Raw genomic sequence first — 15,024 nt, 5'->3', positions numbered from 1 at the left:
TGATTGTGTATGGAACACCCTGAAGACTCAACAACACAACGATTGAAAGAAGTGGCCTTCTCCACGTTCAAATTAGGCTGTATTGGTTTTGGCGGCATTGCCGGAATGGTGGCCACCATCGAAAACGAAATGGTGGTAAAGCGAAAATGGATCGATCATCAGCATTTTATGGATGTGCTCAGCACCTCCTACATTATACCAGGCCCTAATGCGGTGGAGGTGATCATGCATTGCGGCAAAGAGCGAGCGGGCCGGTTGGGACTCATTGTAGCCGGCGTGTGTTACATCTTCCCGGCCATGGTGATCTGCCTTTTGTTTGGATACTTCTATCAAAAATACAGTGCACTGCCGGATGTACAGGGTTTTATTTATGGCCTGCGCCCGGCCACCACAGCGCTGGTCATGGCCACCGTGTTCCGGTTGTCGGCCACCACCCTCAAACGGAATACCACGCTGATCGTTCTATGCCTGTTGGTTTTTGCAGGCTCCTGGTATGGTTTGAACGAAGTGTTGTTGATTTTAGGCGCCGGGATCTTGAACTATTTCGCCCACCGGATGAGGAATACAGTCATCTCCTGGAGCGGTTGGCTACTGATACCGGCTGCGCAAAGCAGCAGCAGTGCTTTTTCCAGCTTAAAACTATTTTCCATTTTCCTGAAAATCGGGGCGGTATTATATGGCAGCGGCTACGTACTGTTTGCCTACATGGATGAGTCGCTGGTCAGGAAAAACCACTGGCTCACCAGGCAACAGCTGATGGATGCCATCGCCGTAGGACAGATAACGCCCGGCCCTATCCTCTCCAGCGCCACCTTTGCGGGATACCTGATCCATGGCCTTTCCGGCGGTGTGCTGGCCACCATCGGCATATTCCTGCCTTCTTTTTTTATCTCATTCTTTCTGCATAAACTACTATCGTCTGTCCGCAAAAGTGACCGGCTCCGGGTATTCCTGGACGGGCTTAGCGCCGCTTCTATATCTATCATTGCAGTAGTAGGGATACACCTGCTGCTTTCCTCCACAGAGGACTGGCGTAGCGCGGCGATACTGGCTACTTGTCTCGGGATCACGCTGACATGGAAAAAGCTGAGCACTGTTTATGTGATACTATTGGGCAGCCTGGGTGGATTTTTGCTGTTGCATATATAACAGACTTTTCTTTACTTTCAGGATATTTTTCTACCGACACCTATGAATGAGATAGCCTTCCACACAGCCTCTCACTGGGTATTGCTTAATGGGTAACAAACTTATCAATTGATCAGAAATCAAAGAAGAAAAAAATCAACGCCGCCCACTCCTTTTTAACGCCGGAGGCAGATCCGATGCTGCTGTGGCTCCAGTTCTGCACGTCGCCATTGTCCTTGATGTAACCGATAGTACTATGGCTATAGTTTTTAACGGTACCATCTTTTTTCACATAACCCACGGTAGAATGGCTATTGTCTTCTATGCGTTCTCCCCGAACATAGCCGATAATCTGATAACCTGCTGTTTGTACCGTGCCGTCGGTTTTAATACGGCCCACGATGATGTAGCTACTGTTTTTGATCACGCCATCACTGTTTACGGTAAGCCGGGTGCTGCCGGCGGTGGACTTGATAGTTTGAGCTTTGGCCCATCCGCTACAGAGCAACATACTTATCAGGATGAATTTTTTCATGAGCAGGTGTTACGGGATTTATTATCATTACAACATCAAAGTAAGCCATTTTATCATAAAAATACCGGTTCAAACTGTGCTCGTACAAAAACATAAAACTGGTACCGTCAGCATCTGCGCCTGACCACTACTTTTGCAGTATCAATTATAAACTAGTATCGAATTCATATGGGTATTCCAAAGGAAGGAAGCAATGGAGGCTGGCTCAATGGTTTTATCGGCGTGGTATTGTTCAGCGGATCGTTGCCAGCTACAAGAGTAGCGGTGTTAGAATTAAACCCTGTTTTTCTGACGGTGGCCCGGGCCTCCAATGCGGGGATACTCGCTGTCATGGCAGTACTGCTCTTTAAGGAAAAACGGCCATCGCGGGAACACATCATTCCGCTGCTGATCGTCGCCCTGGGTGTTGTGGTAGGGTTTCCGCTGTTGACGGCCATGGCATTACAGTACATCACGTCCGCTCATTCTATTGTCTTTTTAGGCCTGCTGCCCCTTTCCACGGCCGTCTTTGGCATTATTCGCGGCGGTGAACGCCCACGGCCTGTATTCTGGGTTTTCTCCATAGCCGGCAGCCTGTTGGTCACTGGTTATGCCGTAGCACAGGGACTAACGGCGTCGCCTATAGGTGATTTGTTCATGATAGCAGCAATTATTGTCTGTGGACTGGGTTATGCAGAAGGCGCTAAACTGACCAAGGTACTAGGCGGCTGGCAGGTGATCTCCTGGGCCCTGGTACTAGCATTACCAGTCATGTTACCCCTTGCGTTTATTTATAAGCCGTCATCCTTCGGGGAGATCCATATTGACACCTGGGTTAGCCTGGCCTATGTATCGCTGTTCAGCATGTTCATCGGCTTTATCTTCTGGTATCGTGGACTGGCACAGGGCGGCACAGCCACGGTAGGGCAACTGCAATTGTTACAGCCGTTTTTTGGACTGGCACTGGCGGCTTCCCTGTTGCACGAAAAAGTGAGCATGGGCATGCTGGCGGTTACGGTGGGCGTCATCCTCTGCGTGGCGGGCACGAAGAAATTTGCAAAATAACTGTATCCGAAAGATAGCTTTAAAACGAAAAGGCTTGTAAGTGTTACTTACAAGCCTTTTCGTTTGTCTCATTGTTATGTCCTCACGGATCTATCCTGGTTTCCAGGCTGTCCTGCAGCGACGGGCGCAGGTTGGACAATAAGTTATAACCTGTTGCGCTTTCGATATCACGCACCGTTGTTTTATACTGGGTCCAGTCGGTATTGATATCGTTACGGTTAGGTGTATTGATTGCAATCACGCGGGTGTTGCCAGTGATCCTGTTCAGGTCGTTGCTGCCATCGGGGATCACCACCACTACTTTCCAGATGTTGGCAGGAACGGTCACATGGCCGTTGTCGATGGTCGTGGTAACGCCGCCCAATGAACCGGTACCACCCTGGCCATAGGAACCGCAGATAACGAATACTTCGTTACCGGCCTTTACGAGGTCGCGGGTATAGTTTTCCAGGTTAGCCCAGGTCCTCTGGTTATTGTTAGGCGCCTGTGGCATCATGTTCGACATCAGGAAAGTGGCAGAATTGGCGTCAGCAGTAGCCGTTCTGTCAGCTGAAGGACAGTTATGTCCACGATCAAATCCGGAACCGGAATAGCTGCTGTTCTGCACCTGGTACCATCCTGCGGGCAGGTCAGTGTCGGCGCGGAAATCGTTGGTCCGGGATATGCTGCCGAGGTCGGCAGACTGAATATGCCAGCTCACCCAGTTCGGGGTACCACGGCCACGGCTATATGATAAAGTGTAGTAAGTTTTTACCATCAGGTAGTTGTTCTCTGAAGACACATCAGCCAGTGCATTGCTGGGGTTGCCCAACAGCAGGTTGTTGTCATCACCAGGATTTGTACCGCCGCCACCGCCGGTGCTGCCGGCTGTAATGGTCACGTCGTCGATGTTGATCCTGTTGGTGCTGCCGGAAGTTTTACGGATGGAGATACGCAGGTTGCCGGTTGACTGGAAGCTGAACGTAGCGGTTTGCAGGCTGCCTGAAGTGGTGATGGTGTTGCCTTGCTGTGTCCAGGTTGCTCCGTTGTCGGCTGATGTCCAGAGCTGCCAGCTGCTGTACGCATCGGAGCCATAGGTGCCGTGTTTAACGCTCACGGTAACGGTACCGGCTGTACTGGTGCTGCTGAAATTGGTGGTGATACTACCGGTGTTTCTGATACGAACGGATTTAGCACCGTTTTTAAGGTCGGCAGCGAGATTGCCGATCAACGCGTCGTCCAGGGTCCAGGAACCGCTGCTCAGCGTTACGTTGCCGATGGCATAAGCTGTTTTACTGCCTGATTCAAAGTCTTCATTAAGGATGACTACGGATTCTGTAACTGCAGAACGTGGTTTTTCAATTTCCTGGGGCTGAATGTCTGCCTCTTTTTTACAGGCAGAAAATAACAAGCCGCCCAGGCAAATAATCATACAATGCCTGATGAATTGTTTCATAATTCAGGTTTTTAAGGGTTTCTGTAATATGTGGAGATTAGGCTTACGACTCTATCGCTGTGGTCACCAGGGCTACGCAGGTTTCATCCGGTTGATGGCAAACGATATACACCGGAATACTGGTGCCGTCTTCCACCCGCACTACCTGTATGCCGGTAAAGTGTTCTTTCAGAAATTGATGCAGGGCTTTAAATTTTTGTGCGTTTTCTACAATGGGGGCATCGTTTGGGTCTGGTGCTCTCTCTACTTCGTTGAAAAAATCTGTCGGACTGATGGTTTTTACGACGTTGGGTTCAACCTGATGCCGGGTGGCAATCTTACCGGTTATTTCAGCTACCGGAAGCCGCCCCCATGACTCAATGGTCAGTGGGTTCTCCGATTCGCTATAATATAAAATGCCGGCTGTCTTGGTTGTTAGGTTCTCTAATAAAGTATTTTGGCTCATAAAATGAAATTAGCAATTCCTGGTAAACTTTTCCCACTGGATAAGAATGGTAACAATACTTTAATGTGTGGCAGCAAACAGATAAATCGATAGTCTTTAACCAGACTAAAAAGGGAAAAAGGCCGGAAAGGATCCGGCCTTTTAATTACACGCCAGTGACCACCATCATATTGAAACGATTATCTGTCGAACGGGCGTATAATCATCACCCCTGTTTGTGAATTAGTATCGGAATGCCTCCCATCCCGATATGGTGGCCCTGTTACAGGTCATCGGCTGCGTACCGTTCTCAGAGGAAATATAAAGACCATTATTGCCGCGCAGGGAGAAGGTGCCATCCGCATTGGCAATCCAGTCAAATTTCTCCCAGTCGCCGGCACTGGCACGGTTACAGGTGATAGGCTGTGTACCGTTTTCGGAGGATACATATTTCCCCATGCTCTTCAGCGCTACTTTTCCGCCACCGGCATCTTCCACGATGAACTGCTCCCATGCCTGTGCAACAGCGCGGTTACAGTTCATGGCCTGTGTACCGTTTTCGCCGCTGACATAGGCGTTATTAAATCCTTTCATGGAAATGGTAGAGCCAATAGGCGCGCTGCCGCTGTTATTGGTATTAGCGTATACCCGCACATAGTCCACATACATGCTGGCGGGCAAGCGGCTCTCATCGATGGTTTGCCCCGGAAAATCGCCGCCGACGGCGAGATTAAGAATGATAAAAAACGGATTGTGAAATGCGCCGGTATTGTTGATGTTATTGAGAATATTGCCTTCATGGAACTTAACACCGTCCACGTACCAACGGATGGCGCTCTGGTCCCACTCTACCGCATATACGTGATAATCGGTAAAAGTGGTGGTAGTAGTACCACCGTAAGAAGCATGGCCACCGGAGAACCAGTGCATGGTCCCGTAGATGGTGTTGCTGGTGTTTACCTGTTCCATAATATCGATTTCGCCGCATTGCGGCCAGCCTACGGAACCGATGTTATTGCCAAGCATCCAGAATGCGGGCCACAGCCCCTGTCCGGAGGCCAGCTTAATACGCGCCTCTATGCGTCCATATGTAGTGGTAAAACGACCGGCAGTATTGAGCCGGGCTGATGTGTACGGCCATCCGTTTACCGATTGTTTACGGGCTGTTATCACCAGGTTGCCGTTGCTAACAGTAGCATTGGCTGCCTGGTAATATTGTTTTTCGTTATTACTGGTGTTAGGCCCTGTTTCAAACTGCCATTTACTGCCGTCTACGCTGCTGCCGTTAAATTCATCGGACCAGACCAGCTGGTAAGCCTCTGTCACAGCTGTTTTACTGTTCAAAGGTGGCTGGGCATTGTTGTCTTTCATGTCTTTTTTACAAGAGGATAATGCGGCCAGTAAAAGCACGCTAACGTGGAATAATAAACGTTTTGTTTTCATGGAATTTACAATTATGATGAATAATACGGGGTGATGTCATCGTGGGTTACATATACGCTCAAAATCGTCCGGGACCGGGTAACTTACCTTGACAATTTAACGATTTCAAATGCGCTGCTAATGCATCCCGTTTTGCATTCTCTGATAATTTTTTTTACTTTTATCGATCAATCAGTGGATATGTCAGGTACCATTCCGGTTCAGCTTGCAGCAGGCACATACGTTGGCACGAAGGTGAAGGAGCGCGTTTTTGGCGCAGTCATCACCAGTGAAACCACCTTTGTGCCCAATATGGCATCTGACTGGCATTTTCACATCAACCCACACTTCTCCCATATCCTGGAAGGCGGAAGCAAAGAAGTAAGAAAAGGCGGAAGCGACAGGCAGTATGCCGGTACCGGCCTTTATTACCATCCCGGCGTAGCGCATCAGAATATAGACTACCTCCCCGGTACCCGTATTTTTAATATGGAGCTGACGGGGGATTTCTTTAAGACCTTCGGGTTATCACACCCTCCGCCGTCGCTGATGTTTGGCGACAAGTTCCAGTTGAACACCAGCGGGCTTGTCCGGATCATGAAAGAACACTACCTCCATGATACTGCCTCCTCCATCGCGATAGACCAGCTGTGTGTTGACCTCATCACTCCCTGCCAGGAGGATTTCCGCTGCTACCCGGAATGGACGGAGAAGATACGGGATATCATGTACGATCACTGGGACACACCGTTATCGCTGCCCTTTCTTGCCGAGCAGCTGGACCTGCACCCGGTGACCATCTCCCGTTATTTCTCCCGTTATTTCGGATGCTCCGCAGGAGAATATCTCCGTAAAATAAAAGTAGAGCGGGCTATCTCCCTCATCAAAAAAGAACAAGTATCCCTCACCGGTATCGCCTATGAATGCGGATTTACCGATCAGGCCCACTTCACCAAAACCTTCCGGCGCATTACCGGCATGCTCCCCAACCAGTACAGAAAAATCTGAAAACAACAAAAGGTTAATCCTGTACAATTTTAGCAGTAACCAGCTGCTTAGTTTTGTGGCATGACAGCGACAAGTAAAATCAGGCCACTGCAACAGGACGACAATCAGCAGCTGGGCGCTATTATACGCCAGGTGCTGGAGGAATTCAATGCCAACAAACCCGGCACCGCCTACTTCGACAAAAATCTTTATGAACTATACAGCGCTTTCGCCATCCCCAATGCCGCATACTGGATTGTAGAAGTAAACGGCAGCGTGGCTGGCGGCGCCGGTATCTTCCCAGTGCCCGGGCTCCCGCCCGCACACTGCGAGCTGGTAAAACTATACCTGCTGCCCGAAGCCAGAGGCCTGGGGCTGGGGAAACAACTGATAGCACAATGCCTGCAGTCCGCCAGGGAACTGGGATACAGCCACGTATACCTGGAAACACTGCCCGAACTGGAGCAGGCCATACCCCTGTATGAGAAAATGGGATTTACATATTTACCAGCACCATTGGGCAGCGCCGTTCACTTCGGCTGCAGTATATGGATGATAAAAGAAGTATAACTATGATGAAAGGACTAATGACCAGCCTGCTGATACTAGCCACCCTGTTATGTACTACCAATATCCAGGCACAGAAAAATAATCGACAGCTGCAGCAGTTGTTTGATAATTATTATGCAGAGCGGATGCAACTGTTCCCCTCAGAAGCCACCACTGCCGGCTTTCATCAGTACGACGACCGGCTCGCCATGGAAGGCGCTGCACCTTACCTGGCCGCCACCGAAACATTTTACAGGAAATATCTCGGGGAACTGAAAAAATTTGATAAAACCGAATTGAACACCGGTGACAGGATCTCCTGCGATATTCTCACCTATACGTTGCAGTCAGCCCTGGAAGCCATATCCCTCCACCTGGAATACCTGCCGATGAACCAGTTTGTTTCCACGCCACTGGAACTGGCTTCCTTTGGCTCCGGCGACGGAGACCAGCCATTTAACACCGTGAAAGATTACGAGAACTGGGCCAAACGGATGACCGCCTTTATGGACTGGGCAGACACCTGTATCGCCAATTTCAATAAAGGCATACAAGCCGGCGTAGTATTGCCGAAAGCATTGGTGAAACTGATGATCCCCCAAATGGAAGCATTGGCAGAAAAAGACACTGCTAAAAATATCTTCTATAAGCCGTTGTCAAAATTCCCCGCATCCTTTACCACAGCCGATAAACAAAGGATAACAAGGTTATATCATGATGTGATCGCTGCAAAAATGCGCCCTGCTTATGCCAAATTAGCTGTCTACCTGAAAGATCAATACCTGCCCGCAGCGCAGGATAAGGCGGGGCTATTTGCCATCACAGGCGGAGCCCGGATCTACAATTATTACGTACACGCCTTTACCACCACGCCGGACCTTACACCAGAGAAAATATACCAGACAGGATTATCTGAAGTGGCCAGAATCCGGGCTGAGATGGAGAAGATAAAGACACAGACCGGTTTTCCCGGCAGCTTGTCCGAATTTTTCACCCACCTGAAGACCAATCCCCGCCTGATGCCTTTTAAAACGCCGGAAGAAGTACTGGAGGCTTACAGGGCTATCTACCGGAAAGTGCTGCCACACATACCGCAGCTATTTGGCCACCAGCCACAAACTCCTATGGAGGTCCGCAGGGTGGAAGCGTACCGGGAAGCCGCCAGCGGAGGCCCCTTCTATATCAAAGGTAATTTATCAGAAAAACGTCCGGCTATTTTGTATGTGCCGGTACCTGATCCAACAAAAGTGAATGTTACTTTTTACGGGATGGAAGCCACCTTTATTCATGAAGGTATACCAGGGCATCACTTTCAGATTGCTTTACAGCAGGAGAACAAAGAGATACCGGCGTTCCGGCGGCAACCAACTTTCAGCGCCTATTTTGAAGGCTGGGCGTTGTATGTGGAATCATTGGGAGAAAAGCTGGGCTGCTACACCGATCCGTATCAGAAAATGGGCGCGCTCAACAACGAGATCCACCGCGCCATCCGGCTGGTGCTGGATGTAGCCATCCATACCGGTAAAATGACCCGCGAAGAAGCCATCGATTATATGATGGCCAATGAATCCGTTAATAAAGCGATTGCCACGGCAGAAGTAGAACGTTATATGGCGATGCCCGGACAGGCACTGTCCTACAAAACCGGGGAAATAAGATTAAAAGCGCTGCGGGATAAACTGGCAGCACGACTGGGCGCCCGTTTCAATTTGCGCGACTTCCACGATGCCCTGCTGGCATATGGCGATATGCCGCTGCAGGTGCTGGAAAAATATATGGACAACTGGGCCGCTCATTACCAAAGATAGTTTTAGCAATAGAAAAGCAAGCCTGATAACAAGGCGGGAAGCTATCTTCCCGCCTTTCCTGTTTAGCCAACCAACCCGTCAAAATTCAATCAAAGCAGCATCACTATTGGATTTGGCCAGCTCATCATCTTTTGATAAATACAAAATATTGGTAGAGGCCAGAATCAGTTGCCTCAATATCCAAAATAGCAACAATACAATTGATACGATAAAGCATGCAGATAACATCGTTATTTATTTAACAGATAGAATGTAATCGGTTAATATCGTCAGCTCCTGTTCGGAGAGTTGCGGGAATCCCGGCATCTGGGGATACCCTTCCCGTTTTTTCCCGGGTTGCCGTATCCATTTTTTCAGCCCGGGCAGATTACCCTGGTAGATGCTCACCATTTCCGTTACCGGCGGCCCTACCAGCCGCCCCTCTTTTTTATGACAGGAAGCGCAATTGGCCTGGAATACAGCGGCCCCTGGGGCAGCGGGCGTACCGGATGCTTGTGCCGTTGTACTTTCATCCGGCGCCGGATGTGCCCTCGCTTCAGCAGATAATCGTTCGAACGCTTTTGTCTTTTCCGCCATCAGCTTTTTATGAGGCGCCAGCGCATTGGAGCGGTACACATGCCGTCCGCTGGCCATCAGCAATACAGTAAGTGTCATGGCCATGATCACCTTCCCAAAATTCATCCCTATCTCTTCCGGCTTTCCGGTAATCCCTTTCCACATCCAGTACATAGCAGGTAATGCGGCAGTTGCCCCGCACAGGATAACGATGATAAGGTTCCATTGCACCCCTTTAGCCGGCAGGGTGATCAACACCAACGGCCCCAGCACAAACTGAAACACAGAAACGCCCAGCGCCAGGCTGTATAGCTGTTTCCGGATATCATAACGGGTAATGGACTTAAAGTGCGTTTCAAAAGCATACCGGTTTCTTCCCAGGTACCAGAACAGGAACAACCCCGTGATGGCCAGCGATGCACATAAAAAGTGTAAGTACCGCGGAAACACGTTCGGCAGTGCCAGCGCGCTCATAAATCCTTTTATGGTGCCCCATTTCTCGGGGAACAGCATGAGGTTGATGTTCGTCAGAAATATCAGGGGAATGAACAGGAAAATCAGCACCGCCAAAGCCAGGATGGAAATATGCAACCCTTTGTTGTCCTCCAGCTTGTGCCAGGTGTATTTGTGCAGGTACGTCAACAGAAAAGCCGCTGTCACCAATGGTACGATGGCTATCCACATCAGGCCGGTCAGCGCATTGGCAGAATAGAAATAAACGGTATAGAGCACATTGATGCTCAACAACGGCGCCACGCCCAGCACCACCGCCAGGCTTTTATTAACGGTAATGGTTTTAGCGATTTCATAAGCCAGCGTATCATACTCCTTGTTTTTCAGGCCCTTCACCTGTGCCCATAAAGTCAATAAAGAACCTCCCAGCATCAGGTTTACAAAAATGATATGGGCAAGAAATGAAACGACCAGTAATACCACCAATAACCATTCTGGCAAGGGAAGCGCTAATGGAATATCCCTCGGAACAGGGGTCACAGACTGCAATAACGTTAACATGTGATTCATGGAATAATTGTAAGACATCAGGTATGATTATTTCGATTGGACCGAATCGGCAATTTGTTCAGTACTGTTCCCCGGGTTAACAGTGATCCCCGCTGACTGGGCGCCTTCCAGGGGCTCCCCTGTCTGTTGGAGATGTTTGATATAGGCCACCAGTGCGCCGAGTTCTTCGTTGTTTCCCGGGAACGGAGGCATATAGGTCCTGCCATTATGCATATTGGGGATATATGCTGCCATAGAGTTTTCATCCAGCGGCTTGCCTATACCATAGAGTCTTTCAAAAACATACACGATGGAATTGATGCCGTTGGTAGTGTGACAGCGGCTGCAAGATAGCATGAATACATCCCGACCGGTGCTAAGCTTGTTTTCCGGCGTCACCTTGCTGGCAGTGGCATACGTCGCATATTTCAGCAGCCCGTCGCGTTTAAACAACGGATAATCTTCTTCCCTTAACAGGTTGGAGTACATGTACCCCCCGATGACGTAAGGCTTACGGATAAATTCCCGCACCCGCTCAAAAATCCCCAGAAAACCAAAAGCTGCCACACAGGGCACCAGCACCATCCACATGCGGACAGAGCGCGGCCTGAACAATGTCCATATGCCCAGCATCACCACCAGCGATACCGCTCCCGGGATAATATAACGCAGCAGGTCATAGTATTGCGCGAACTCCATGGTGCCTACGGCCGTACTCATATTTTCCCGCATGGCCGCAGGCATCGCCTTGTAATAGATAACGGCAGCCACCAGGGAAACCGGTGCCCAGCACAATACCCACCGCGCGCCATACTTCAAAACCGTATTCCTCCAGGCGGAATGCCGGTCTGTAAAAATGGTGGTCAGCAACATGCCGAACACACCACCTAACACCATCGCTGTGGGCGTCCGGAAAAATAATTGCGGTAAATAAATAGGATTAGTGAACCCACTGATCAGCGAATGGTCTGTGTTCCAGTTGCCCGGGTCCATCATAAACCCAAGTATGGAAACAATGATACACATCGTGATCCAGGAGAAAACAGACAGGAACCACCCAAAGCGGATATGCCTGATTTTGGCTTTCAGCGATTGATTGCTTTGCTTCCAGGTAAGAAAATATATCATGATCAATACCACCTCCGTCACAAACGTCAACCACTCCACAAACCAGGCAAAATAAAAGACCCGGATAAGACTGCCGATAGAAGATGGACTGATCAACCCGGCGGAAAACCAGATCCCCACGCCTGTCATCGCACCTATGGTAGTAGTGATAATAAAAGCGACCTTCATTTTCCTGTATACCAGGTGGTCCCATTCGGGATCGGTAATATTGGAAGCACCGGCCATCTTCACCCCTTTCTGCTCCAGCCAGGTGATATACGGAATAAATCCGACGGCCAATCCATGATTGATAAATACATGCACAATAGCGATCATCGCTATCAAAAACCGGTCATTGAGCCAGTCCAGATGAAACATTGGAAAATCCATGCAGCAATACGTTTAATATGCTGCAAAGGTAGACTGGTAGCGGGCAAAAGCGAAGAAACAGAAAAGCCGGAAGTTTCAAGAAACAAGCCGGCTTTTGTTGATTTAGTAAATAAAAGATTAGAAAAAAACTAGTGCCGATGCTGATTTTAAGGACAACAATGTAAAGTTCCGGCACTGGCGTCAAAACCTATATACGGACCAACATCAGTACCAGGCAACAAAACAGCACCACCAGCGCTATCCTGTTGATCCATATCACTGCATCGATCATATTCCTGTTCTCAGGATCAATATATCTTGATAAAAAATGAGTAAGTTTCATGGAACAAAAGAGTTTAAAAAATATTTTTCAGCAATGCCATGATATGGTCGAACTGTAGTATGACGATCAACAAAATCAACAACAATAATACAGCCTTCAGCATTCTTCTGCTCAGGTTGAACTTTCTCTCGTTACCTTTTAGCACCTCATTGGTATCTTTCAGCATAAATGGAGATTTTTTAGTTAATGGTTTTTTCGAAAATTTTCCGGTGTAGTGCCCACACTTCTTTTAAAAAATGTAATAAAGTAAGATACACTTTCAAACTCCAGCTGCTTGGCGATGTCTGCAATCGGCAGTACCGTGTAGTGCAACAGCCGCTGCGCTTCAATAGTGATCCGCTTTCTTATCAATTCACCAGTGGACACCCCGTGATATTTTCCGCATAGCTTGTTCAGGTAATTGGTCGTGATATTTAATCTGGAAGCATAGAAAGCAGGTGTTTTGTGTGCCACAAAATGCTCATCCAGTAGTGATCTGAACTGTTTGATCTTTTCTTCATAGGTGTTTTTCTTCATCAGCGGGACCACATGAGAAAACTCGCGGTCCAGCTTACACAACATAATATTCAGAAAAGACCTGAGCACACTGTCTGCCCCCTTCTGTTGCCCGGTATATTCGCCTTTCATAAAAGCGGACAGCTGTTCCCATTCCCTGGCTTTTTCTTCCGTCAGCCTGACGTAACTGCCATATTCCCTTTCCAGGAAAGTGAAGTTCGACAGGGCGTTGTTGTTATACCTGATAGAAAAAAAGTCTTCTGTGAAACACAGCATGGTCCCTTTTGCCTTACGGTTTATTTCCAGGCTGAATATGCTTCCGGGATTGATACAGATAATCTTTGGGTGATCGAGCCGTAAGGTATTACCATCAATAACGGCAGTACCCTGGGCGCTTTCTATGATCATCAATACATAAAAACGTCTTCTGTTGGGAAATTCCAGCATAGGGAATTTCTCCAATAGATGCTCCAGATCACCCATCCAGCAATAATCACTACCTGCCTGAAACATGCTAACGGACAAAACAGCTATTTCTTCTGTTTTCATAAGCACATAAAAAGATTGGTAACGTTAATGGGCGTTTAGTCGTGGTATTAACAGACCGGTGGTTTAAAAACGGGGTGTAAGTGGGAAGTGGGGAAATAAGGAGAGATATACCTGCCGGAAGGCCGCTTATGGTCGGACGACATTCCGATAGCGGGTGTGGATACCGGTTCAAAAAACAGCAGTACCTCTTTGTGTTTTAGTTCAGGGGCCCGGTCCTGCTGATGTTCATTTTCAGTCAGTTTCTGTTGCAGGTAACAGATCCCCCGGCAAACCGGTATCTGCTCAAACCTGTTTATGCACAGGTCATTGGCGATACGGTTCCTGTTCAGGTAAAACGCCGCTATGATCCAGCAGTTGCCTGTACTTTGGATCAGTATGATACTAAGAAGCCATATGGTCAGTATATTCTTCAAAGTTTTTGGGAATCTTCCTTTAACAGGGTTTGAATATCACGTATCAAATGTTGCATCGCTTCCTTATCGGTACCGTTGTAGATGCCCCGGATATGCCGTTGCCGGTCAATCAGGAAGAAGCCTCCGCTATGTATGTAATTGCCCGGCGCTGCACTGTCTTTCGCTGCTGAGGCATAATAACCTTTCTCTGCGAGTTGAAAAACCGTGTCCTGGTTGCCGGTGACGAACCGCCATTTGTTATCCGTAATATGCAGGCTGTTCGCATAAGCTTTCAGCCGGGGTATGGTATCATACTTCGGATCAATGGTATGTGACAGGAAATTCACCCGGTCTTCATTTTTAAAATGATGGTATACCTGCAACATGTTGTCGTTCATGGTGGGGCAGATGGTAGGGCATGACAGGAAGATAAAGTCCGCCACATATATTTTCCCGTTGAATGTCTGCGGGGTTACGGTCATGCTGTCCTGGTCGGTCAGTGAAAAAGCCGGCACCACCGGGTAGGTGGAATCGTAAACGGTGTTACCATTCCGGAAATGTTCGGTCACAATGGGCGTGCCCAGATAAGGCAGCTTTTTTTCTGTATGCTGGCAGGCGCTTATCATCAGCAGGCATAACAGCAACAACATAACAACTCTCATACGCACGACATATATTTTTTCAGGCTTTCCCTTTGCCTCCACTATACCCTGGCGAAATAGCCGATCCTGCAAAGTTATACGCTATGCTACAAAAGTATTACAATTAGAGCGGACAATAATTTAGAATAAAGTGACTACCTGACAATTGCAGATAATATATAATACATGAAACGTACAAAAAAATGGAAGTTAGCTGAGCCACCAGCTAACTTCCTTTG

16 protein-coding genes are annotated in these 15,024 nt (G+C 48.4%); 5 read left to right on the top strand and 11 right to left on the bottom strand.

Features of this window, described 5'->3' with window-relative positions; translation table 11 throughout:
- The first annotated feature begins 9 nt into the window (after nucleotides 1–9).
- Nucleotides 10–1,149, top strand: coding sequence for a chromate efflux transporter (gene chrA / locus HHL17_RS16560; RefSeq protein ID WP_169225789.1), 1,140 nt, complete (start codon nucleotides 10–12; stop codon nucleotides 1,147–1,149).
- A 112-nt stretch (nucleotides 1,150–1,261) separates the two neighbouring features.
- Here chrA and HHL17_RS16555 read toward each other — a convergent pair whose 3' ends face one another.
- Nucleotides 1,262–1,663 carry a 5-fold beta-flower protein gene (locus tag HHL17_RS16555; RefSeq protein ID WP_169225788.1) on the bottom strand — a complete coding sequence of 134 codons (402 nt, stop codon included), beginning with the start codon at nucleotides 1,661–1,663 and terminating at the stop codon, nucleotides 1,262–1,264.
- Nucleotides 1,664–1,831: 168 nt separating this feature from the next.
- Here HHL17_RS16555 and HHL17_RS16550 point away from each other — a divergent pair, with 168 nt between their 5' ends.
- Nucleotides 1,832–2,707, top strand: a complete 876-nt coding sequence (locus HHL17_RS16550) for a DMT family transporter (RefSeq protein ID WP_169225787.1) — start codon at nucleotides 1,832–1,834, stop codon at nucleotides 2,705–2,707.
- Between the two features lie 82 nt (nucleotides 2,708–2,789).
- Here the strand turns inward: HHL17_RS16550 and HHL17_RS16545 are convergent, their stop codons facing one another.
- The 3 genes from HHL17_RS16545 to HHL17_RS16535 form a co-directional block, all read right to left on the bottom strand.
- Nucleotides 2,790–4,142, bottom strand: coding sequence for a DNA/RNA non-specific endonuclease (locus HHL17_RS16545; RefSeq protein WP_169225786.1), 1,353 nt, complete (start codon nucleotides 4,140–4,142; stop codon nucleotides 2,790–2,792).
- 43 nt (nucleotides 4,143–4,185) lie between these two features.
- Nucleotides 4,186–4,587, bottom strand: coding sequence for a nuclease A inhibitor family protein (locus HHL17_RS16540; RefSeq protein WP_169225785.1), 402 nt, complete (start codon nucleotides 4,585–4,587; stop codon nucleotides 4,186–4,188).
- A gap of 222 nt (nucleotides 4,588–4,809) precedes the next feature.
- Nucleotides 4,810–6,027, bottom strand: coding sequence for a family 16 glycosylhydrolase (locus HHL17_RS16535; RefSeq protein WP_317166572.1), 1,218 nt, complete (start codon nucleotides 6,025–6,027; stop codon nucleotides 4,810–4,812).
- 162 nt (nucleotides 6,028–6,189) lie between these two features.
- Here HHL17_RS16535 and HHL17_RS16530 point away from each other — a divergent pair, with 162 nt between their 5' ends.
- The 3 genes from HHL17_RS16530 to HHL17_RS16520 are packed head-to-tail and all read left to right on the top strand — an operon-like array spanning nucleotide 6,190 to nucleotide 9,332.
- Entirely contained in the window at nucleotides 6,190–6,996 is an 807-nt protein-coding gene (locus HHL17_RS16530) for a helix-turn-helix domain-containing protein (RefSeq protein ID WP_169225783.1), read from the top strand.
- Nucleotides 6,997–7,056: 60 nt separating this feature from the next.
- On the top strand, nucleotides 7,057–7,545 hold the full coding sequence (locus tag HHL17_RS16525) for a GNAT family N-acetyltransferase (RefSeq protein ID WP_169225782.1): 489 nt from the start codon (nucleotides 7,057–7,059) through the stop codon (nucleotides 7,543–7,545).
- A gap of 2 nt (nucleotides 7,546–7,547) precedes the next feature.
- Nucleotides 7,548–9,332, top strand: a complete 1,785-nt coding sequence (locus HHL17_RS16520; RefSeq protein ID WP_169225781.1) for a DUF885 domain-containing protein — start codon at nucleotides 7,548–7,550, stop codon at nucleotides 9,330–9,332.
- 234 nt (nucleotides 9,333–9,566) lie between these two features.
- Here the strand turns inward: HHL17_RS16520 and HHL17_RS16515 are convergent, their stop codons facing one another.
- The 7 genes from HHL17_RS16515 to HHL17_RS16490 form a co-directional block, all read right to left on the bottom strand.
- On the bottom strand, nucleotides 9,567–10,910 hold the full coding sequence (locus HHL17_RS16515; protein ID WP_240975445.1) for a c-type cytochrome: 1,344 nt from the start codon (nucleotides 10,908–10,910) through the stop codon (nucleotides 9,567–9,569).
- A 27-nt stretch (nucleotides 10,911–10,937) separates the two neighbouring features.
- On the bottom strand, nucleotides 10,938–12,386 hold the full coding sequence (locus tag HHL17_RS16510) for a c-type cytochrome (RefSeq protein WP_169225780.1): 1,449 nt from the start codon (nucleotides 12,384–12,386) through the stop codon (nucleotides 10,938–10,940).
- A gap of 187 nt (nucleotides 12,387–12,573) precedes the next feature.
- Entirely contained in the window at nucleotides 12,574–12,708 is a 135-nt protein-coding gene (locus HHL17_RS33745) for a hypothetical protein (RefSeq protein WP_262889052.1), read from the bottom strand.
- Nucleotides 12,709–12,721: 13 nt separating this feature from the next.
- Nucleotides 12,722–12,874 carry a hypothetical protein gene (locus tag HHL17_RS16505; RefSeq protein WP_169225779.1) on the bottom strand — a complete coding sequence of 51 codons (153 nt, stop codon included), beginning with the start codon at nucleotides 12,872–12,874 and terminating at the stop codon, nucleotides 12,722–12,724.
- Nucleotides 12,875–12,891: 17 nt separating this feature from the next.
- Nucleotides 12,892–13,752, bottom strand: coding sequence for a helix-turn-helix domain-containing protein (locus HHL17_RS16500; protein WP_169225778.1), 861 nt, complete (start codon nucleotides 13,750–13,752; stop codon nucleotides 12,892–12,894).
- Nucleotides 13,753–13,799: 47 nt separating this feature from the next.
- A complete protein-coding gene (locus HHL17_RS16495; protein WP_169225777.1) occupies nucleotides 13,800–14,165 on the bottom strand; it encodes a hypothetical protein in 366 nt (121 codons plus the stop codon).
- A complete protein-coding gene (locus tag HHL17_RS16490; protein ID WP_206156003.1) occupies nucleotides 14,162–14,806 on the bottom strand; it encodes an SCO family protein in 645 nt (214 codons plus the stop codon). The genes HHL17_RS16495 and HHL17_RS16490 overlap by 4 nt, the downstream gene beginning before the upstream one ends.
- Between the last annotated feature and the right edge of the window lie 218 nt (nucleotides 14,807–15,024).

The organism is Chitinophaga fulva (genome assembly GCF_012927205.1).
In the GTDB taxonomy this organism is placed as follows: domain Bacteria; phylum Bacteroidota; class Bacteroidia; order Chitinophagales; family Chitinophagaceae; genus Chitinophaga; species Chitinophaga fulva.
This window is presented reverse-complemented; position numbering and strand designations above follow the sequence as displayed.

Excerpts from the sequence above, each read along its gene's own strand:
- chrA (WP_169225789.1), top strand. The coding sequence starts at position 10 with ATGGAACACCCTGAAGACTCAACAACACAACGATTGAAAGAAGTGGCC.
- HHL17_RS16555 (WP_169225788.1), bottom strand. The coding sequence starts at position 1,663 with ATGAAAAAATTCATCCTGATAAGTATGTTGCTCTGTAGCGGATGGGCC.
- HHL17_RS16550 (WP_169225787.1), top strand. The coding sequence starts at position 1,832 with ATGGGTATTCCAAAGGAAGGAAGCAATGGAGGCTGGCTCAATGGTTTT.
- HHL17_RS16545 (WP_169225786.1), bottom strand. The coding sequence starts at position 4,142 with ATGAAACAATTCATCAGGCATTGTATGATTATTTGCCTGGGCGGCTTG.
- HHL17_RS16540 (WP_169225785.1), bottom strand. The coding sequence starts at position 4,587 with ATGAGCCAAAATACTTTATTAGAGAACCTAACAACCAAGACAGCCGGC.
- HHL17_RS16530 (WP_169225783.1), top strand. The coding sequence starts at position 6,190 with ATGTCAGGTACCATTCCGGTTCAGCTTGCAGCAGGCACATACGTTGGC.
- HHL17_RS16525 (WP_169225782.1), top strand. The coding sequence starts at position 7,057 with ATGACAGCGACAAGTAAAATCAGGCCACTGCAACAGGACGACAATCAG.
- HHL17_RS16520 (WP_169225781.1), top strand. The coding sequence starts at position 7,548 with ATGATGAAAGGACTAATGACCAGCCTGCTGATACTAGCCACCCTGTTA.
- HHL17_RS16515 (WP_240975445.1), bottom strand. The coding sequence starts at position 10,910 with ATGAATCACATGTTAACGTTATTGCAGTCTGTGACCCCTGTTCCGAGG.
- HHL17_RS16510 (WP_169225780.1), bottom strand. The coding sequence starts at position 12,386 with ATGGATTTTCCAATGTTTCATCTGGACTGGCTCAATGACCGGTTTTTG.
- HHL17_RS33745 (WP_262889052.1), bottom strand. The coding sequence starts at position 12,708 with ATGAAACTTACTCATTTTTTATCAAGATATATTGATCCTGAGAACAGG.
- HHL17_RS16505 (WP_169225779.1), bottom strand. The coding sequence starts at position 12,874 with ATGCTGAAAGATACCAATGAGGTGCTAAAAGGTAACGAGAGAAAGTTC.
- HHL17_RS16500 (WP_169225778.1), bottom strand. The coding sequence starts at position 13,752 with ATGAAAACAGAAGAAATAGCTGTTTTGTCCGTTAGCATGTTTCAGGCA.
- HHL17_RS16490 (WP_206156003.1), bottom strand. The coding sequence starts at position 14,806 with ATGAGAGTTGTTATGTTGTTGCTGTTATGCCTGCTGATGATAAGCGCC.